The organism is Mesorhizobium sp. M0808, assembly GCF_040320025.1.
GTDB lineage: Bacteria > Pseudomonadota > Alphaproteobacteria > Rhizobiales > Rhizobiaceae > Mesorhizobium.
On sequence record NZ_JAMYOX010000007.1, the window covers coordinates 1 to 19650 of the forward strand.

Below are 19650 nucleotides of genomic sequence, written 5' to 3' on the forward strand. Positions count from 1 at the left end.
GTAATCGGGCGCCCGGAGATTGAATGCCGCTTCATGCGAAGAGTTCGCCAGACGAGGATCTTTAAATATCTGTCTCGGGAAGGTCTCACGCGCGAACAATCGGAAGCCCTGGAAAAGGCCGCGTTCTTGATCATTAGCGCGCGGAAAGAAGCCGCGGCGCTACTGGCGCGGGCGGGAGTAACTTTACCTGATGATGGGTTTGGGTTCGGGAACCCTTGCAACGCGCACATAGAGGCGCACGGCAACTGCCCGTGCAACGATTACACGGGCGATGGTGGGCCATGTTTGACGCAGACTACCCTCGATACGGCCTTCCCCCCGTCCCGGAGTTGCGGCCATCCACCATCAAAACATCTCTCCACGTAAGGCGTATTGGAGACAGTTGATGCGCACCATTTCTTTGATCCTAGCCTTGGTTATGCAATCGGTCATCACTGTATGTCTTGCGCAGGACGCCAAAACACCTTTCAAAAGGCCGGTTCCAGAAGAGCACAAGGGCTTCGTGTCAGAAATTGAGAGTGTTTTCAGGAAATATCCAAAGGCGATCGCTCGCTACAAACTCGTGGATATCGGCCTCGTAAATATTGGCGAGATGCCGCGCGTGGAGTGCACAGTGGAATGTGAGTTTGATTCTACTTGGGGCGGATGGTGTAAGACCGTTGTGATACGGAACGAGAAGAATAGCACCCTGCCGGTTTCCATTGCCCGGTTGCTAGTCGACAGACACGCGCTTTATGATGGCTGCTGAAGCGCCGATCGGGCCCGTTGCCCGAGATCGTTGTGCGGGAGGGAAACTATGGCCAAACAGGAGCAGTGGCAGCTGGAAGGCAGCGCCGCGGACCTCTACGAGCGCTACCTAGTCCCGGCAATCACAGCCCTGTGGGCTGCGGACCTGATGGATCGTGCTGCGCCTCAATCTGGTGAGCGGATTCTGGACGTAGCTTGCGGCACCGGCGTGGTGGCACGCTCGGCTGCCGAGCGTATGGGAAGTGGGCAGGTCGTCGGGCTCGACATCAATACGGGCATGCTCGCCGTTGCTCGGTCGCTCCCGAGAGGCGCTGGAGCGCGTATCGACTGGCACGAGGGAAGCGCGCTCGAAATGCCGTTCCCTGACTCCGCCTTCGATCTGGTTCTTTGCCAGCTCGGACTGCAGTTTTTTCCGGATCGATCTAGTGCGCTCCGTGAGATGTTCCGGGTTCTGGTGCCTGACGGCCGACTGGCTTTAAACGTTTTCAGCGCTATTGAGCACACTCCTGCGGCGAAGGCGCTGGCGGATGCCTTGGATCGACACCTCGGTCCAGGCGCTTCGGCAACGAAAAGGTCTGAGCATTCACTCGCTGATGCGGACGAGCTTTACCGATTGGTGGCCGAGGCGGGATTTCGTCAGGTGACCATCCACACGACGACACAGAACATCCGATTTCCCTCGTCGAGGGAATATGTGCGACTACAATTGGCGGCGACTCCGCAGGCCGGGCTGGTCAGCGGAATGGATGCCGGACATCGGGAAGCAGTCATCGCAGCGATCACCGGTGATCTAAATTTTTCGCTGGCAATCTATTCAACTGAAGGGGAGCTGATGTTCCCCCAAGAGGCCCACGTCGTGCTCGCACGCAAGTAGCGTAGCTGACCGATGAGCCATGGCACCGACGCGCTGGGGGGTTGGGGCGCGACCACCTGTGGGTCGACGTAGCTCAGGACAGCAGCCACGACGCCGACGATCATCTGGAGACGCGCCAGGGCGATCGCCTCATTGTCCTTGAAGAATGCGAAACGCAAAAACCGCGCTCCATCGGAACGCGGCTTTGCCAGATACGCATGGCGCTTCGCCAACAATACACTTGCGAAACTAACGGCGAAACTTACGGGCTCCGGTACGCGAGACCTGATCCGGAGCGCCGGGCGGATGTCCGCCTCGCAATCCGTTCTAAACGCATATCGTTACTGCAGGGTTAGCAAGAGCTTAAGCAAACCTAAATTTGCCGACTTTCCGCTTTGGGCAGATCGAAAACCTGTGAACTTGGAAGGTTACGCCGGGTTACCACGGAGCAAATTAATGATGCCGGAAAAATCCGCGCCGGCATTCCCTTGTGCGTTGAACAGCGCATAGAGCTGGGCTGCCTCGGCGCCGAGCGGCGTTGCTGCACCGACGCTCTGTGCGGCCTCCTGCGACAGTTTCAGGTCCTTCAGCATCAGTGCCGCCGCGAACCCAGGCTTATAGCCATTGTTGGCGGGCGATGTCGGCACCGGGCCGGGCACCGGGCAATAGGTGGTCAGCGACCAGCACTGGCCGGACGAGGTCGAGGCGACGTCGAACAGCGCCTGGTGCGACAGGCCGAGCTTTTCCGCCAGCACGAAGGCCTCGGCAACGCCGATCATCGAAATGCCCAAAATCATATTGTTGCAGATCTTCGCCGCCTGTCCGGCGCCGTCGTCGCCGCAATGAACGATGCGGCCGGCCATCGGCTTGAGGATTGGTTCGGCCTTGGCGAAGGCATCCTTCGAACCGCCGGCCATGAAGGTCAGCGTGCCGGCCGCCGCACCGCCCGTGCCGCCGGAGACCGGCGCGTCGATCGACAGCAACCCGTGCTTGGCGGCGATGGCATGGGCCTTTCGAGCCGACTCGACATCGATGGTCGAGGAATCGATGAACAGCGCGCCTTTTTTTGCCTTGGACGCTATGTCTGCGTAAACCGACAGAACATGCTTCCCGGCCGGCAACATGGTGATGACCGCATCGGCGTCTTTCACCGCCGCAACGGCGTTGGCCATGACGACGACGCCGTGTTCCCTGGCGATGACGAGGTTCTCCGGCACCAGGTCGAAGCCGTGCACGGCATATCCGGCCTTGACCAGGTTGGAGGCCATCGGATTGCCCATATTGCCGAGGCCGATGAAGGCGATGGTGGTCATAATGGCGCTCCGTGAGTGGAATAGTGAATAGTGAATAGTGAATAGTGAATAGTCAGTAGTCAGTAGTCAGTAGTAAGTAGTCAGTATGGATCATGTATTACCTCATGGTCTATATGATAGCCTCACCATTCACCATTCACCATTCACTATTCACTATTCACTAAATTCTCTATCGTCCGATCAGCGCGCGAGCGATGATGACGCGCATGATCTCGTTGGTGCCTTCGAGGATCTGGTGGACACGCAGGTCCCGCACCAGCTTCTCGATGCCGTAGTCGTGCAGGTAACCATAGCCGCCATGCAGCTGCAGGGCGTCGTTGGCGACGTTGAAGCCGGTGTCGGTGACGAAGCGCTTGGCCATCGCCGACCATTTCGAGGCATCCGGCGCGTTGCGGTCGAGCTTCGAGGCGGCGGTGTAGAGGAAGACGCGCGCTGCCTGCAGTTCGGTCTCCATGTCGGCGAGCTTGAACTGCAGCGCCTGGAACTGGTTGATCTTCGAGCCGAAAGCCTTGCGTTCGGCGGTGTAGGCGAGTGCCTTGTCGAGCGCCGATTGCGCGCCGCCGAGCGAGCAGGCAGCGATGTTCAACCGGCCGCCGTCCAACCCGGCCATGGCGATGCCGAAACCGGCGCCCTCGACCGACAGCAGGTTTTCCGCCGGCACCTTGCAGTCCTCGAAGACGACCTGGCGGGTCGACTGCATGTGCCAGCCCATCTTGCGCTCGTTGGCGCCGAAGGAAAGGCCGGGCGCATCGTTCGGCACGACGAAGGTGGAAATGCCTTTCGGCCCGTCGGCGCCGGTGCGCGCCATGACGACATAGAGGTCGCTGTCGCCGGCACCGGAGATAAACTGCTTGGCGCCGTTCAGCACATAATCGCCGCCGCTTTTGACCGCACGCGTCTTCAGCGCCGCGGCATCGGATCCCGAACCCGGCTCGGTCAGGCAGTAGCTGGCCAGCCATTCCATCGAGGTCAGCTTCGGCAGGAAGCGCCGACGTTGCTCGTCGCTGCCGAAGCGGTCGATCATCGATGCCGCCATATTGTGGATCGAGATGAAGGCGGAAAACGCCGGATCGGCCCGCGAAAGCGCTTCGAAGATCAGCACGGCGTCGAGCCGGCCGAGCCCCGAGCCGCCGACATCCTCGCGGACATAGATGCCGCCAAGGCCGAGCGGACCTGTCTCGCGGATCACATCGGCGGGGAAATACTTGTTGCGATCCCAGTCGAGTGCGTTCGGCGCCACACGGTCGGCGGCGAAGGCTTGCGCCATCTCCTGGATGGCGCGCTGGTCTTCGTTGAGTTCGAACTGGCTGGTGCCCGCATCGACAGCGGCGTCCATGGCGTGCTCCCTGATGTTTCCGGCCTGCTGGCCTGTCGTTTTTGGCTTTGCGCGCAGTCCAATCTAGACCAATGATGCCGCCGCGCAACCCGATCGTCTCCATCCAACCATCTGGGCAGCGGCTGTGTGCGAATGCGCTTTGGAGCAAAGTGTGACGACAAATTTCGACGAACTGCTTGGACGCTTCCATGCCTATCTCCAGACGTTCGATGATGCGCTGGTGCGCGACGCCGTGGCCCGAATCGGCTGGGACATGCCAAGCCGGCCGCTCGAACCGCATGCACTGCCTTGTCTCCTTCAGCTCGACCGTATCGTCGAACTCGCTCCCGCTGCGGCCAAGCCGCTGGCGCGGCTGGTTGCGGAGCGTCGCGGCGATCTGCGCTGGGGGCAAACCTATGGCGAGGCGGATTTCGGCAAGGTTTTCATCGACAATTACGGCTGGCTGGAGGTGTTCGGTACACGCGGGCATTTCGTCAATGACGAGGTTGCGGCCGGCCTGCTGATCCTTGGACCCGACATCGTCTACCCCGATCATCACCATGTCGCGGAGGAGATCTACATCCCGCTGACCGGCGGCACCGAATGGCGCATGGGCGACGGCGGTTTTCGCCTTCGAGCGGCGGGCGAGGTGATCCACCATGCCTCTGACGTCAACCACGCCATGCGCACTGGCAAGGAGCCGCTGCTGGCGCTCTATCTCTGGCGCGGCGGCCCGCTGGCAGCCAAGTCGACGATCACCGCAACCGTTGCGCAGGGCAGGGGCTGATAATGGCCAAGGCAATCATGCTGCAGGGCACGGGTTCGGATGTCGGCAAGACAGTGCTCGTCGCCGGTCTGTGCCGCGCGGCGAAGAAGCGCGGCTTGAAAGTGCGGCCCTTCAAGCCGCAGAACATGTCGAACAACGCCGCTGTCGCCGATATTCCGGGCGATTCAGGCGGCGGTGAGATCGGCCGCGCGCAATGGCTTCAGGCGATCGCCTGCGGCGTGGCGCCGACCGTCCACATGAACCCGGTGCTGCTCAAGCCGCAGACCGATGTCGGCGCTCAAGTCGTCGTGCAGGGCAAGGTGTTCGGCGAGGCGCGGGCGCGCGACTACCAGGCGCTGAAGGGCCGGCTGATGGATGCGGTGCTGGACTCCTGGGCAAAGGTCGGCGAGGGCGCCGATCTGGTCATCGTCGAGGGCGCGGGATCGCCGGCCGAGATCAATCTCAGGAGCCGCGACATTGCCAATATGGGCTTTGCGACGCGCGCCGGCGTGCCGGTGATCCTGGTCGGCGATATCGATCGCGGCGGCGTTATCGCCTCGGTCGCCGGCACCCATCTGATCCTGCCGGAGGAGGACCGGCGCATGATCGTCGGCTATCTCATCAACAAGTTCCGTGGCGACGTCTCGCTGTTCGAAGACGGCATCAAGGCGATCGAAAAATTCACCGGTTGGCGCTGTTTTGGCGTCGTGCCGTGGCTGAAGGCGGCGGCGCGGCTGCCATCGGAAGATTCCGTCGTGCTCGAGCGACTGGCGTCCGGCGAGAAGCGCGCGCTGAAGATCGCCGTGCCGGTGCTCTCGCGCATCGCCAATTTCGACGATCTCGACCCGCTCAAGGCCGAACCGCAGGTCGAGGTGGTGTTCGTGCCGCCTGGTGAGCGCTTGCCCGAAGGTGCGGGTCTGGTGGTCATTCCCGGCTCGAAGTCGACGATCGGCGATCTCCTGAAATTTCGCGAGAACGGCTGGGACCGCGACCTTGCCGCGCATAGGAAACGCGGTGGTCATATCGTCGGCATTTGCGGCGGCTTCCAGATGCTTGGTCATATCGTGCGCGATCCCGACGGCATCGAGGGCAGCGTTACCGAAACGCAAGGCCTCGGCCTGCTCGACGTCGAAACGGTGATGGAGCCGGAAAAGACGGTGCGCAACGTCAGCGCGCGCTCGGTGCCGTTTGATCTGCCGCTCGACGGCTACGAGATCCATCTCGGCCGCACCACCGGTCCGGATACGCTGCGGCCGTCCGCCGTTATCAACGGCATCGATGACGGCGCTATCTCGGCCGATGGCAAGGTGCTGGGCACCTATATGCACGGGCTGTTTTCCGCCGATGCCTTCCGGGCGAAATTCCTCGAAAGCCTTGGCGTCAAGGGCGGCGGCATCGACTACCGCGCCGAGGTCGAACGGGCACTCGACGAGATCGCAGCCGAACTGGAAACCCACCTCGACTGCGACGCGATTTTTGGGCTGGCGCGTTAGATACTTTGCTTGAGCATGATCTTGTCCGAAAACCGGTCTCCACTTTTCGGGATCATGCTTTCTCGTCAGCCTTCGGCCAGTAGGTGCCGAACGACCAGACATTGCCTTCCGGATCGCGGCATATGAATTCGCGGCTGCCATAGTCGCGGTCGGTGAGCTCTTCCAGAATCTCGGCGCCGGCGGTTTTTGCGCGCGCGTATGCCGCGTCGGCATCAGCGACCGCAATGTAGATCGACTTGCCGCCGCCCGAGCCGGGCGCGCCGACCATCTTGCCATAGGCATCGTCGCGCGCCGTGCCGAGCATGATGATCGAAGAGCCGAATGCGAGTTCGGCGTGGTGCACCACGTCGCCTTCGCCATGGCGGGCGCGAACGCTGAAGCCGAAGGCCTCGCACAGCCAGTCGATCATGTTGCCGGCATTTCTGTAGCGCAGCGCCGGATAAAGCCGCGGTGGTTCGGTGGTGTTCGGCATGGCTGATCTCCTTCAACGGGTTGGTCGATCAACCCAGTCTGCGCGAAGGCCGGTTGCGCGTCTTGAAGAAATGTTACCTCGCGGCGACAGTGGTCGGCGTGACGCCTGCGAGGTCGCGGAACTCGCGCACCAGATGCGCCTGGTCGGCATAGCCGCAGCCGGCGGCGATGTCGGCCCAAGCGCTGTTCGCCTGTCTCGACAGGCCAAGCGCATGGTTGAAGCGGACGATGCGCGACAGCGTTTTTGGGCCGGTTCCGATCGCGTCCGAAAATTTTCCGGCAAGATGCTTGCGGCTCCAGCCAAGCTTTTCGGCCAGCGTCGAGATGCGGGTCCGGCCACGCGTCGAGACGATCGTCTCATAGGCCCAGACTATGTCGGCTTGAGTGCGGTCTGCGGTTGCCAACCGATCGGCGACGAAGGCTTCGACGATGGCGAAGCGTGTGCTCCAACCCGGCGCATTGCCGAGCCTTTCACGAAGGGCGATGCCTTCAACGCCGAGCACGTCATCCAGGCCGACCATGCGGTCGGTCAGTTCGCTCATCGGCCGGCCGAAGAAGCGACGAGCGCCGAGCGGGGTGAAATTGATCTGCACACAGCAGGTGCCGCCGCAGGATTCGATCACCACCGGCCCGGCATAAAGGCCGGCGGCAAAACTGGCGAAGCGGTCATTGTCGCTGGGGTCCCTGCCGAGCCCGATGGCAAAGGGTTCGGCAAAGCTGATGACCAGCGGCACGGTCAGCGAGGCATATTCGATGGCGCGGAAATGGCCTGGCATGGTTTCGCGAAAGCCGCACATGTCGGTGACGGCGCCCTGAAGCCGATGGCTCGGCGCGCGCCGCACCATCTCGAATCGATCGAGGCCTGGGCTGTCGTGATGGCTGCCGTCTTTGCTGTCGGCGGGCATGCGCTTTCCTTCCGCCAAGCGACTTTAACAGACCATCCGTCGGAATCAAAAGCGCCCGGCTTTTGGCCGGGCGCTCCGAGTTGCCTGAGATTCGGAGTTGTCTGGATGTGTTTAAGCCCCGCGCATCAGGCAGCCGGCGGCCAGCACGATGTAGGCGATGACGACAATCCACGCGGCATTCAAAGGTATAAACGCAAGAACGCCAAGCGCGGCGAGAACGCCGATGATGGCGATGACAAGGGATATAATGAAAATAAGCTGGGTAGGCGCACTGAGATTCATGTTCGGTCCCTCCTCAACATGATTCGTACAGCGGCATAGTATCAGGCGCGCGGTCACACACCAATGAGCGCACGCAGCGGGGCTTGCCGGATTGGCCAGCAGTTTTATGGGAGTGGCCAGAACGGTGCTGCGCGTTCGATCAGAAGGGCATCGCTTCAGACGAATGACAGTTTCCAAATTGTGGCGGAGACCACCAATTGTCGATGTCGCCGCCGCCCCTCATTGCCCTGCCGGGCATTTCTCCCCGTATAGTGACGGGGAGAAAGGGCTGGTCGCAACGTCGGCGCCTTTTCTTGCATCGCCTGCGATTGGCGAAATCGGTGACGAGAGCGCCCCTCTCCCCGTCACTAAACGGGGAGAGGACGCCGGCAGGCAGGTGAGGGGCAGCGCCAACGCCCTAAAAGGGTGAGGAGGCGAATTCAAACCTGAAGCGATTGTCCTTTTCACCATTCGCACCCCGTTTGCGCAAATCCGATTCCGCGCTACCTTCCGAACGAATCGGAAGGGGCTGATGGCGATGGGATTGCTGGACCAGATACGCTCGATCTTCGACGGCGATCCTGGCGTGCGCAAGGTCGCGGACGATCCGGTGCTGTCGGCGGAGCTGCTGATGCTGTTCCGTATGATATTGGCCGATGGATCGGTCAGCGAAAGCGAAATGACCGCCTTCAGGCGTATCTGCCGGGACGCCTTCGGCATTCCCGAAACCAGCATCGACAGCGTCATCGAATATCTCAACGAATTCGGCTACGAGACCAACGGCTCGCAGGCCGTCGCGCAGTTCCGCGACCTCGACGTCGAACGGCGCAAGCTGCTCGCCCGCCACATGGCCGAAATCGCCAAGGCCGATTCGCAACTCGCCGGGAGCGAAATGCAGCTGTTGCGCCGCACGCTCGACCTGCTCGACATCAGCCCGGCCGACGTGGTGAAGCCGCAAGGCTGAGGCATCGGCTGACTGTTGACGTTCTGAACGTCATTTTGTCTGTCATAGGCCATCCTCCAAGGATAGCCTGTCACAGAAATTACCGTGTCTCACTTACGGGGTGCAGTCCAGCACTGTCACCGTAGTTCCCGTTTTGTACATCTGGCGAAAAAAAATCTTGAGGCATCTAATTGCTCTATTTACCTTTGCGTATCCATCGCAAACTTTTTAAACTCTTCGATAATCTTCGACAAGTTCCTTGCCCCTCCAAATCACTTGAAAGTACCGTCCTTTACTGTTACAAAAAACCAATCTATTTCGTCGCCATACTGAAAGCTTACGTCTGTAAACTTTCTTCCATAGAGCTGCGTCCCGTGCAAATCTATTGAAACTTCCCATCCAGGGTTGTCGATCGTATCAATTTTTATGCCGTATTGGTGTTCCCAATCGCCGTTGCACTGCCCTTGGTACCACTCCTCTAACCACTCGAGCATTGATAGGTCGACCATTAGCCCCTCCTGTTAGTCGTTTGGAACAGAGGGAGGTTTATCGCCTCCTTTGTTGGGGGACTAGGCGAAGGCGACAAAGTGCACCCGTCACCCCATCCCCTAATTCGTCACCGCAATTTAGAAAAGTTCGCCGGCAAAGTCCCGTCGCGCAATCAGATGTCGTTCAGGCCGAAAGCTGGCGTCCTGTAGCCTTGGGAGAAGGACAATGCCCTCGAAGTAGTCACGTATGCCACGTCTCACAGTCGAAGCCGCTACAATCTCCATGATCTGACTTCATTTACTTATTGAATTATCCACTATTATTATGTTATCCTCGCCGTGATAGACAAAGCTTTCCGGAGAAATCCCGCGCTCAATTACTCGCGATATGCGAATCTCAGATCTGTCAGAGAATATAATGGAAACCCATCCGGAGTCGGTGACAACGTCAATAATATTGATAGACTGCATGTATGCCAGGATAGAGCATGAAATTTTGGTATTTACTGCGATAGAACCTCTCTCAAGTACGATCATGATACTGCCGTTTTCGTACTTAATTGATCGAAATTCTTTTCCAATGAGATTTTCCTTTAGGTAGTCCATATGACGTTTACCCTCTCGCGTTCAGTTTGGAATGTGTGCGAATTGACGTTCCCTTGAACTCGCCCCCCCCCGGAAGGTACCAAAAGTGGGCCCCGGTGTAAGGGTTCAGAGATTGTCTGGCAGGACTTGAACTGCCGCACTCGGGTTTGTCGCGTTCATCATTCTCAGATTCGTCGTTTCCTTGGTTCGGCAGCTTTGCTCCGCTCCGCGTCAAGCCCTTCACTTCGTGCGGCATTCATGCAAGCCCGAACGCCAGGACCAAGAAGCCCATCGCTCCGAACCCGGCGTGGATAACCATCCCGGCCCATGTGCTGCGACGCCGCTGGACGACATAGGGCAGCAGCAACGTGATCGGCACAAGGGTCAACAGGACTTGCCAGGGGAAGGCAGCGTGGAACAGCAACCACGGGATCCCATTGACCAGCCAAGCCCGCCTGCCGAAGGCGATCTCTTGCCGCGGCAGCGCGAAACCCCGCCAGACAAACTCTTCCCCAACGATGTTCAGCACAAAAAACGGAAGCCACGCGCCGAGAATCCAGTACCGGCCGGGACCGAGCGGCTCGAAAGCCATGAACGAGGGATTAAAATTCTTCCCGTCTTGCAGCATCCGGAGCGCGGCGCCGATGCCGCCGGTCAACACGCCGACGGCCGCCAGCCCTCCAACAGCCCAGAGCCAGTCGCCGCCATTCATCGGGCGAAGCCATAGCCGCGCGCCCAACCACCCCGGCCTTCCTGAACGCCGTTCCCGATACAACAGCAGGGCAGCCGTGAGAAGCAGGGGGCCAAAAAGGACGATGCTTGCGGCCAGGAACCACATCACCACAGGCTCTGCCCCGGTGGCGGAGACGAATGCCGGGACGGCTACCCGCGTTGTCAGGAACAGCAGCAGAGCACCCGCGCCGAACAGAGCAGCGGAGCCGCCCAGGCCCAGCGGAGGAACCCGATCAGGCTCCGGCCCGTCGCGCCTTTCATAACCGTTTGCTGTCAATGGCCATTCTCCCGCCCGTGCGCCGAACGAATAAGGTTAGCCGTGCCACGAAGCGACACAGCCGGGTCCCCGCTGCTCCGCAGCGTCCCGGCGTTCGCTGGCCTTTCATTGTGCCACCGGCACGATGAACTCGCTTTGCGAACCGGCTGCTCAGCCCTGTTCCTGCAGCCGTTTCGCGATCGCCCGGTGCAAATCGGGAGCAGCAGTGACCAGCGCCTTGGCCGCTTCGGATTGCGGGTGGTCGAGCACTTCGCTCGTCCTGCCGCGCTCGACGATCTTGCCATCATGCATGACCATCACCTCGTCGGTGATGGCGCGGGCGACGGTCAGATCATGGGTGATGAACAGATAGGCGATGCCGAGTTTTTGGTTGAGCTCGGCGAACAAATCGAGGATCTGCGCGCGGATCGAGACGTCGAGCGCCGAGACCGGCTCGTCGGCGACGACCAGCTTCGGCCGGGTGATGATGGCGCGGGCGATCGACAGGCGCTGGCGCTGGCCGCCCGAAAACTCGTGCGGGTATTTGTCCATGTCGCCTGGTGAGAGGCCGACCTCGTGCAGCGCATGCGCCACCATCTCGCGCCGCGCGGCGGGCGCCGGCTTCTTCTCCAGCACATGCAGCGGCTCGGCCACCAATCTCTCGACCTTCTGGCGTGGGTCGAACGAGCCGTACGGGTCCTGGAACACGACCTGCATGTCGCGCCGCGCCGGCTTCAGCTCCGCCTCGCTCTTGCCGGTGAGGGTGTCGCCGCGGAAGCGGATTGTCCCTGATGTCGGCCTGTCCAGCGCCAGGACCATGCGGGCAAGCGTCGACTTGCCGCAACCGGAGCGCCCGACCAACGCCACCGACTGGCCGGGCGCCATGGAGAAGGAAACATCGTCGACGGCGCGGATGGGAGCCCCTCGCTTGAGCAGCGATATGCGCCGTGCCGGATAGTCGCGCGTCACGCTGTCTACCTCAACCAGAGGTTTTCCTTGGCCGACGCTGTGCCTAGCCCGCGCGGGCACATGCATCGAGGCCTGCGCCAGCTGGCGCGTATAGGGATGAAGCTGTCCGGACAGAATGCGCGCCGTGTCGCCGGCCTCCATCACCTCGCCATGGCGCAGGATGGTGATGCGGTCCGCCATCTCGGTCACCACGGCGAGGTCGTGCGAGATCAGCAGCAGGCCCATGCGGTTTTCCGCTACGAGGTCGCGCAGCAGGTCGAGGATCTGCGCCTGCAGCACCACGTCGAGCGCGGTCGTCGGTTCGTCGGCGATCAACAGCTTGGGTTTCAGCGCACAGGCGATGGCGATGACGACGCGCTGGCGCTGGCCTCCGGACAACTCGTGCGGATAACGCGACAGCGGGAACTGCGCCGCCGGCAGGCCGACCCGGTCGAGCATTTTTCGCGCCCGTTGCTCGGCGTCGCCGCGGCTCGCCCTGGTGTGCCAGCGAATACCCTCGGCGACCTGCTCGCCGATGGTCTTGACCGGGTTGAGCGCCGTCATCGGCTCCTGGAACACCATGCCGATGTCGTCGCCGCGCAGCGCGCACATCTGGTCCTCGCTCGCCGCCAGGATGTCGATGCCGTCGAAGGTGACGCGTCCGCTGGCGTGCGCCGCCCAGGGCAGCAACTGCATCACCGTGAGCGCCGTCATCGACTTGCCGGAGCCGGATTCGCCGACCAGCCCCATCACTTCGCCGGGCGCGACGGAAAGTTCGATGTCCCTGAGGATGGGCGTGCCGCCGATGGTCAGCGACAGCTTGTCGATTTCGAGCAGGCTCATCGCTGCCGCCGCGATTTCGGATCGAGAATGTCGGCAATGCCGTCACCAAGCAGGTTCAAGCCAAGCACGGTGATGACGATCGCCATGCCGGGAAAGATCGCCATCCACGGCGCCACCACCATGCGGGTCTGGGCGTCGAACAGCATGCGGCCCCAGCTCGGCATTGGTGGCTGCGTGCCCAGCCCGACATAGGAAAGCCCGGCTTCGGCCAGTATGCCCAGCGCGAACTGGATGGTGCCTTGCACCAGGAGCAGCGTGGCGATGTTGGGCAGCACATGTTCGATACTGATCAGCGTCCTGCTCTTGCCGGCGGCGCGCGCGGCGAGGATGAATTCGCGCGGCCAGATCGCCAGGGCGCCGGCCCGGGCGACGCGCGCGAACACCGGGATGTTGAAGATGCCGATGGCAATGATGGCGTTGAACGCGCCCGGCCCGAAGATGGCGGTGATCATGATTGCCGAAAGCAGCGCCGGAAAGGCGAAGACCAGGTCGTTCAGCCGCATCAGCATGTCGTCGACGAAGCCGCCGCGCGCCGCGGCAAAGGCGCCGAGCGGCACGCCGATGCCCATGCCGATGCCGACCGCCACCAGCGCCACGGCAATCGAGTTGCGGGCGCCGACCATGATCATTGACAGGATGTCGCGACCGAAATGGTCGGTGCCGAACCAGTGCGCCAATGATGGCGCCTGGGTCTTGTCGGAAATGACAAGCCTGGTGACGTCGTAAGGCGTCCACAAGAAGGAGAGGATCGCGACCGCGGCCACCAGTGCGGTGACGACGAGGCCGGCGAGGAACGAACGGTTTCGAAACGCCTTGGCCAGGATGCCGGCAAGGTTCTCGTCGGGGATGTCGATGTGCAGCGTCATTGCCGGCCTTTCAGGCGCGGATCGACCACCGCATAGGAGAGATCGACAACGAAATTGACGATGATGACCGCGGCGACCAGCAGCATGACGACGCTCTCGACCACGATCAGGTCACGCTGGTTGATCGCCTGGAACACCAGCCGCCCGAGGCCGGGCAAATAGAAGACGTTTTCGATGATGATGGTGCCGGCAAGCAGGAAGGCGAATTGCAGGCCTAAAATGGTGACCACCGGGATCATGGCGTTGCGCAGTGCGTGCCGCCACAAGACAAGCCGGTAGGGCAGGCCCTTGGCGCGGGCGGTGCGGATGTAGTCCTCGTTCAGCACTTCGATCAGCGCCGAGCGGGTGACCCGGGCGAGGATCGCCGCCTGCGGCAGAGCGAGAGCGACTGCCGGCAGGAGCAGCGACTTCAGCGCCGGCCAGACACCGGCGCTCCAGCCGGGAAAACCGCCGCCCGGCACCAGCCGCAGCCAGACGGCGAACAGATAGATCAGCATCAGCGCGAACCAGAAGTTGGGCACGGCGACGCCAAGCTGGGCGGCGCCCATCGCGATCGTGTCGCCGGCCCGGCCGCGCCGGCTGGCGGAAAACAGCCCGACCGGGATGGCAATGACGGTGGACAGCGCCAGCGCCATCAGTGCCAGCGGCAGCGAGACGACGAGGCGCTCACGGACCAGATCGACGACCGGCACCGAATAGGTGTAGGAACGGCCGAAATCGAGGCTCAGCAAGCCGCCGGCCCAATGCAGATAGCGCAGCACGACGGGAGCGTTGAGGCCCATCTGGTTGCGCAGCAATTCGATCTGGTCGGCGCTGGCGTTCAGGCCAAGCATCAGCCGCGCCGGGTCGCCGGGAATGATCTCCAGCACGGCAAAAACGACCATCGAGGCCAGAACCAGCGTGACGACGGCGATGACCAGGCGCTTGAGGAGGTAGGCGGTCATGAGCTGCCTGATGCAAGCACTGGGCGAAGGTAGCGTTCCCGCCCACCCCCCTCTGTCCTGCCGGACATCTCCCCCTCAAGGGGGGAGATTGAGCCCTCATCGCCGCTTTCGCTAACCACTAGCGTTGCAAGGACAGGGCCAGCGTGGAAACTGCCAATCTCCCCCCTCGAGGGGGAGATGTCCGGCAGGACAGAGGGGGGTGTGACGGAGTGCAACTTTCGCCTTTCTGTCAGCGATCAATCCGTCCACTTCACCTTGGTCAGGTCGTTGGCCTGGATCGGGGCGTTTTCCCACAGGCCCTGCAGTTTGGCGTCCCAGACGCCGACCTTCGGCAGCTCGTAGAGGAAGCCGACCACGGCGTCATCGGCCAGGACCTTCTGCGCCTCGCCGAGCAGCGTCATGCGCTTGGCCTCGTCGGAGGTAAGGTTCAGCTCGTCGATGATCTTGTCGAAGGCCGGGTTGTCGTAGTTGAAGTAATAGTCCTTGCGCGAATAGATATCGATGTCGTTAGGCTCGGTGTGGGAAACGATGGTCAGGTCGTAATCCTTCTTGGTGAAGACCTGGTCCAGCCACTGCGCCCATTCGACCGGTATGATCTCGAGATCGATGCCGATTTCGCGAAGCTCGGAGGCGATGATCTCGCCACCAAGCCGCGCATAGGAGGGCGGCGGCAGCTTCAGCGTCGCCTTGAAGCCATTCTCCAGGCCGGCTTCCTTCAGCAACTCCTTGGCTTTCTCCACATTGTGCGGGTAGAGGCCGGTGAGGTCGACATAGGCCTTGCTGGCGGGCGACATGTGCGAGCCGATCGGCACGCCGAGGCCGGCCGAGGCGCCGTCGATGATCGCCTTGCGATCGAGTGCAAAGGAAATAGCCTGCCTGACCTGCAGCTTGTCGAAGGGCGGCTTCTTGTTGTTGATCGACAGGATGGTTTCACCCTCGGTCGAGCCGATTACCACCTTGAAGCGCGGGTCGTCCTTGACCTGGGCGACACTGTCAGGATCGAAGAACGGAAAGGCCTGGACGTCGCCGGAAAGCAGCGCCGGAACGGCGGCGGCGGCATCTGGAATGATGCGGAATTCGGCCTTGTCGAGGAACACCGGGGCGCCCCAGTAATTGTCCGACTTGACCAGCGTGATCGACGAGCCCTTGGCCCAGTTCTGGAACTTGAACGGGCCGGTGCCGATCGGTTTTTCCTTGTTGGTGTCGGCTGTCTCAGGCGCGACGATAACCGCGTCGCCCCAGCCCATATTGTAGAGGAACGAGCCTTGCGGGTTCTTCAGCGTGACATTCACCGTCGTGGGATCGACGACCTCGACCTTGTCGATGGCGGCGAACAGGCTCTTTTGCGCGTTGACGGAATTGTCGGCGCGGGCACGATCGAGCGAGAATTTCACGTCGTCGGCATTGAAGTCGCTGCCGTCATGGAATTTCACGCCTGTATGCAGCTTGAAAGTGTAGACCTTGCCGTCGTCGGAAATGCTCCAGCTTTCGGCGAGATCGGGCAGCACCTCGCCGTTCGGGCCGATGCGGGTCAGGCCCTCGAAGACATTGGCATAGAGCACCTCGTCGATCGCCGCCGCGGCGCCCGCCGTCGGATCGAGATGCGGGGGTTCGAGCGTAATGCCGATGACCAGGTCGGTGCGCGCGGCCATCGCCGAGGTTCCGGCGGCCAACGCCAGCGCCGCGGCGGCCAGAATGGTTTTCCACAATTTCATCGTGCAACTCCCCATATCTAAAACACGTGCTCAAACCCGGGCGGATAGAAGCGTGAATTCGCCGCCGAGTAAATTGCGTTTCGTACCGTCCGCCGTCGCCGGGAGGAATGTTTTTTCGCCCATGGCCGGATCATCGCGGGCCGGCGTCCCTCAGCAGAACGTCGAGGCCGATGGCCATCACCTTTGCCGAGTCCAGCATGTCGGCAATGCCGACCCATTCATCGGGCCGGTGGGCGAGATCGAGGATGCCCGGGCCATAGGCGATGCAGTCATAGATATGGCCGATGCGGGCGATGTGCTTCTGGTCGTAGGTGCCGGGCGAAATCACATAATCCGGCTCGCGGTCGAATATCTCCATGATGCCTTGCGCGACCGCCTTCACCACCGGTGCGTCGCGCTCGGTCATCAGCGGCAGCACCTCCATCAGATCGCGGATCTCGTAATCGAACTTTTTGCGCTCGCGCTTCAGCCGTTCCAGGATATCGGTCACCTCGCTCTTGACCGTAGCGAGATCCTCTTCGAGCAGGAAGCGGCGGTCGATTGTCAGCCGGCAGGAATCAGGCACGTTGGGCGAGGGCAGGCCGGGCAGGAAATCCTCCGTCTGGCCGCCATGGATCGAGTTGATGTTCATGGTCGAGCGCTTTGCGCCTTCGGGCACGACCGGCATGCGCGTCATCTTGCGGTCGAGCGCCGGAAACAATTCGTCTTCGAAGGCCCGCAGCACGGCGCCCATATGGCGCACCGCATTGTCGCCGAGGAACGGCATCGAGCCATGCGCGATCTCGCCCTTGGTCTCGATCTCCGCCCACCAGACGCCGCGATGGCCAAGGCAGATGCGATCCTTGTTGAGCGGCTCGGGAATGATGACGTGGTCGACCTTCGGCCTGGAGAAATAGCCGAGCGTCGCCAGATGCGCGACGCCGCCAAAGCCGCCGGACTCCTCGTCGACCGTCCCCGAAATCTCGATGGCGCCGGGAAAATCGGGAAACACCTCCATGAAGGCTTCAGCGGCGATGATCGAGGCGGCAAGCCCGCCTTTCATGTCGCAAGCACCGCGGCCATAGACCTTGCCATCCCTGACGATGCCGGCGAACGGATCGAGGCTCCAGCCGTCGCCGGGCTCGACCACGTCGATGTGCGAATTGAAGTGCACGCAAGCACCCGGCGCCCGGCCATCGAAACGGGCGACGACGTTGACGCGCGGATAACGGTCAGTGTCGCCGGGCGTGCCCTCGGCACGGATGAATTCGATCTCAAAACCACGCTTCTTCAGCCGCGCGCCGATATATTCGGCACATGGCCGATAGGCCTCGCCGGGCGGATTGATGGTCGGAAAGCGGATCAGATCCGCAGTCAGTGCAACCAGATCATCGGCTCGGTCATCGATAGCCTTGAGGAGCCGTTCGTTCGGTTCGTTCATTCGGCGAATTGAGCAGCGGATGAGGCGGTTTTGCAAGCCCGATGGCGAATTGCGAGGCGATTGCGTGTCGTTGCGGCAACTATTGCGGGAAATCGTTCAAATTCACTGCTTTGGATTGGTGAAATCGTCAGGGAGTAGGTGTTAGCTCGCTGGCTTGCCATCAAAACGCTGGAGAACAGCGTGACGGCAGGCAGGCAAGGGGCATCAAAGGGGTTTGATTGCATGAAAAACACTGTTCTCATGGCAGCGGCATTGGTGGCGATGCTGTTCGGTTCGTCGTTCGAGAGCCGGGCGGCCAGCCTGGTCGCGAACATCGACATATCCTCACAGACGATGACGGTAAGATACGGGCTTTCGTATTACCGGTGGAGCGTTTCCACCGCCCGCAAAGGCTACATCACGCCGCGCGGCAGCTATCGCCCACAGCGGACGGCCCGGATGTGGTATTCGCGCAAATACGACATGTCGCCGATGCCCTATTCGGTGTTCTTCCGCGGCGGCTATGCTATCCACGGCACCGGCGCGATCCGGCAATTGGGGCGCCCGGCATCGCATGGCTGTGTGCGCCTCCACCCCAGCAACGCCGCCGCGTTCTATTCGATGGTGCGCAAAGCCGGCTTCGGTAATACGCGGATCCTCGTGACGAATTAGGGCCTGCTCCTCGGCCCGCAATAAAAAACCCGCCGGAGCGGCGGGTTCGTCGGGGCCAAATAGCACCATACCGAAATTAGTAGCATAGCTGCCGGCACAAAGCAAGAACAAAATAGGGCCTGTGCCCAAAAGATCGTTCCGCTCAGGCGGCTTTGTCGCGCATTGTCGCCGGCCGACGCTTTTTGCGGCCGCTGATCTCCCAGCGCTTGTGGAACCACATCCACTGGCCGGGGTCTTCTCGCACCCAGCGCTCGACCACGTCGTTGAGAAGCTGGGTGGTGGCGCGGACGTCGACACTGCCGCCGGCGGTGCGCGGCAAGGTGAGCTTGTCCTCGATCTCGAGCCGGAAACGGTTGTTCGGCAGGCGCACGCAGCGCGCCGGGTAGACATCGCAATCGTAGTGCCGCGCCAGGGTGCCGAGAACCCGGTTGCTCTCGCAGGGGCGGCCGAAGAATGTCGTCTCGAGCCCGCCCGTGAATTTCTGGTCGACCAGCACGCCGATATTGCCGCCTTTCTCGAGGATGGCCGCAAGTGCGAACGAGGCACCGGTCGAAGACGGCAGCAGCGATCCCATGCTCGAGCGGCGGGTCGAGAGGATGTAGTCGGCGAGGTAAGGGTTGTTGGGCGGGCGAAAGAGCGCCGTGATGTTCATGCCGAAGGTCGCCGCCGCCACCGGCAGCAGCTCGAAATTGCCGAGATGCCCGGTGAAGACGATATGCGGCTTGTCCTCGCCGGCAATGCGCACGAAATGCTCCACGCCCTTGACCTCGACACGGCCCGGCTTCGTCGCAGCGGGATCGTAGTCGAACAAAGCATCGAGAAAGATGTATTCGGCGGCCAGGCGGGCCATGTTGCCCCACATGTCGGAAGCGATCGCCTCGATCTCGGCATCGCTCTTTTCCGGATAGGCCTTGCGCAGATTGTCGACAGCAACCTGATGGCGCACTACCCAAGGGCCGATGCGGCGGGCAGCGCGGTCGGCGAAATTGAGCGCCCTGTCGGGCGGCAGCAGGCGCAGCGCGGAGATGATGATCATCGCGACGCGCGCGACCAGCCAGTAGTTGAACTGGCGAAGCCGCCTGCCATAGCGGAATCCCACGTCCCTGCGGATCTTCCTGAAGGCGTTGCCGATCAT

20 protein-coding genes are annotated in these 19650 nt (G+C 61.7%); 7 read left to right on the forward strand and 13 right to left on the reverse strand.

The window, feature by feature from the left end; genetic code table 11:
• Positions 1–33 precede the first annotated feature (33 nt).
• Genes NKI25_RS11475 through NKI25_RS11485 form a run of 3 tightly spaced genes read left to right on the forward strand, consistent with a single transcriptional unit; the run spans position 34 to position 1621 of the window.
• A complete protein-coding gene (locus NKI25_RS11475; protein WP_352587685.1) occupies positions 34–366 on the forward strand; it encodes a DUF6422 family protein in 333 nt (110 codons plus the stop codon).
• Positions 367–385: 19 nt separating this feature from the next.
• Positions 386–748: a hypothetical protein gene (locus tag NKI25_RS11480; protein ID WP_023676489.1), complete on the forward strand. Its 363-nt coding sequence runs from the start codon at positions 386–388 to the stop codon at positions 746–748.
• Positions 749–796: 48 nt separating this feature from the next.
• Complete coding sequence (locus NKI25_RS11485) at positions 797–1621, forward strand: class I SAM-dependent methyltransferase (RefSeq protein ID WP_352587688.1); 825 nt, start codon at positions 797–799, stop codon at positions 1619–1621.
• 407 nt (positions 1622–2028) lie between these two features.
• Here NKI25_RS11485 and mmsB read toward each other — a convergent pair whose 3' ends face one another.
• Both mmsB and NKI25_RS11495 read right to left on the reverse strand, forming a co-directional pair.
• A complete protein-coding gene (gene mmsB / locus NKI25_RS11490; RefSeq protein ID WP_352587691.1) occupies positions 2029–2913 on the reverse strand; it encodes a 3-hydroxyisobutyrate dehydrogenase in 885 nt (294 codons plus the stop codon).
• A 169-nt stretch (positions 2914–3082) separates the two neighbouring features.
• Positions 3083–4249 carry an isobutyryl-CoA dehydrogenase gene (locus NKI25_RS11495; protein ID WP_352587693.1) on the reverse strand — a complete coding sequence of 389 codons (1167 nt, stop codon included), beginning with the start codon at positions 4247–4249 and terminating at the stop codon, positions 3083–3085.
• Between the two features lie 151 nt (positions 4250–4400).
• Here NKI25_RS11495 and NKI25_RS11500 point away from each other — a divergent pair, with 151 nt between their 5' ends.
• The gene (locus NKI25_RS11500; protein WP_352587696.1) at positions 4401–5015 is read left to right on the forward strand and encodes a dimethylsulfonioproprionate lyase family protein; all 615 of its coding nucleotides are present in this window, start codon (positions 4401–4403) and stop codon (positions 5013–5015) included.
• Positions 5016–5017: 2 nt separating this feature from the next.
• On the forward strand, positions 5018–6487 hold the full coding sequence (locus tag NKI25_RS11505; protein ID WP_352454593.1) for a cobyric acid synthase: 1470 nt from the start codon (positions 5018–5020) through the stop codon (positions 6485–6487).
• Positions 6488–6539: 52 nt separating this feature from the next.
• Here the strand turns inward: NKI25_RS11505 and NKI25_RS11510 are convergent, their stop codons facing one another.
• The 3 genes from NKI25_RS11510 to NKI25_RS11520 all read right to left on the reverse strand — a co-directional run bounded on the left by NKI25_RS11510 (position 6540) and on the right by NKI25_RS11520 (position 8145).
• Positions 6540–6959, reverse strand: coding sequence for a VOC family protein (locus NKI25_RS11510; protein WP_352587699.1), 420 nt, complete (start codon positions 6957–6959; stop codon positions 6540–6542).
• 73 nt (positions 6960–7032) lie between these two features.
• A complete protein-coding gene (locus NKI25_RS11515; protein WP_352454591.1) occupies positions 7033–7863 on the reverse strand; it encodes a helix-turn-helix domain-containing protein in 831 nt (276 codons plus the stop codon).
• Positions 7864–7974: 111 nt separating this feature from the next.
• Complete coding sequence (locus NKI25_RS11520) at positions 7975–8145, reverse strand: hypothetical protein (protein WP_023676480.1); 171 nt, start codon at positions 8143–8145, stop codon at positions 7975–7977.
• Positions 8146–8656: 511 nt separating this feature from the next.
• Between NKI25_RS11520 and NKI25_RS11525 the strand changes: the two genes are divergently transcribed.
• The gene (locus tag NKI25_RS11525; RefSeq protein ID WP_023676479.1) at positions 8657–9088 is read left to right on the forward strand and encodes a TerB family tellurite resistance protein; all 432 of its coding nucleotides are present in this window, start codon (positions 8657–8659) and stop codon (positions 9086–9088) included.
• Between the two features lie 251 nt (positions 9089–9339).
• On the opposite strand, the gene NKI25_RS11530 is transcribed toward NKI25_RS11525, so the two are convergent.
• The 7 genes from NKI25_RS11530 to NKI25_RS11560 all read right to left on the reverse strand — a co-directional run bounded on the left by NKI25_RS11530 (position 9340) and on the right by NKI25_RS11560 (position 17864).
• Complete coding sequence (locus NKI25_RS11530) at positions 9340–9576, reverse strand: Imm53 family immunity protein (protein WP_352998484.1); 237 nt, start codon at positions 9574–9576, stop codon at positions 9340–9342.
• Between the two features lie 820 nt (positions 9577–10396).
• A complete protein-coding gene (locus tag NKI25_RS11535; RefSeq protein WP_352644762.1) occupies positions 10397–11149 on the reverse strand; it encodes a CPBP family intramembrane glutamic endopeptidase in 753 nt (250 codons plus the stop codon).
• A gap of 150 nt (positions 11150–11299) precedes the next feature.
• Positions 11300–12919 (reverse strand): ABC transporter ATP-binding protein, encoded by a 1620-nt coding sequence (locus tag NKI25_RS11540; RefSeq protein ID WP_352998485.1) that lies wholly within the window; start codon positions 12917–12919, stop codon positions 11300–11302.
• Positions 12916–13785: an ABC transporter permease gene (locus NKI25_RS11545; RefSeq protein ID WP_352644758.1), complete on the reverse strand. Its 870-nt coding sequence runs from the start codon at positions 13783–13785 to the stop codon at positions 12916–12918. The genes NKI25_RS11540 and NKI25_RS11545 overlap by 4 nt, the downstream gene beginning before the upstream one ends.
• Positions 13782–14729: an ABC transporter permease gene (locus NKI25_RS11550; RefSeq protein WP_352998486.1), complete on the reverse strand. Its 948-nt coding sequence runs from the start codon at positions 14727–14729 to the stop codon at positions 13782–13784. Before NKI25_RS11550 ends, NKI25_RS11545 begins: the two co-directional genes overlap by 4 nt.
• A gap of 236 nt (positions 14730–14965) precedes the next feature.
• A complete protein-coding gene (locus NKI25_RS11555; protein WP_352998487.1) occupies positions 14966–16444 on the reverse strand; it encodes an ABC transporter substrate-binding protein in 1479 nt (492 codons plus the stop codon).
• A 130-nt stretch (positions 16445–16574) separates the two neighbouring features.
• Positions 16575–17864: an acetylornithine deacetylase/succinyl-diaminopimelate desuccinylase family protein gene (locus NKI25_RS11560; RefSeq protein WP_352998488.1), complete on the reverse strand. Its 1290-nt coding sequence runs from the start codon at positions 17862–17864 to the stop codon at positions 16575–16577.
• Positions 17865–18086: 222 nt separating this feature from the next.
• Here NKI25_RS11560 and NKI25_RS11565 point away from each other — a divergent pair, with 222 nt between their 5' ends.
• Positions 18087–18515 carry a L,D-transpeptidase gene (locus tag NKI25_RS11565; RefSeq protein ID WP_254818202.1) on the forward strand — a complete coding sequence of 143 codons (429 nt, stop codon included), beginning with the start codon at positions 18087–18089 and terminating at the stop codon, positions 18513–18515.
• A 142-nt stretch (positions 18516–18657) separates the two neighbouring features.
• On the opposite strand, the gene NKI25_RS11570 is transcribed toward NKI25_RS11565, so the two are convergent.
• Positions 18658–19650, reverse strand: a complete 993-nt coding sequence (locus tag NKI25_RS11570; RefSeq protein ID WP_352998489.1) for a lipid A biosynthesis lauroyl acyltransferase — start codon at positions 19648–19650, stop codon at positions 18658–18660.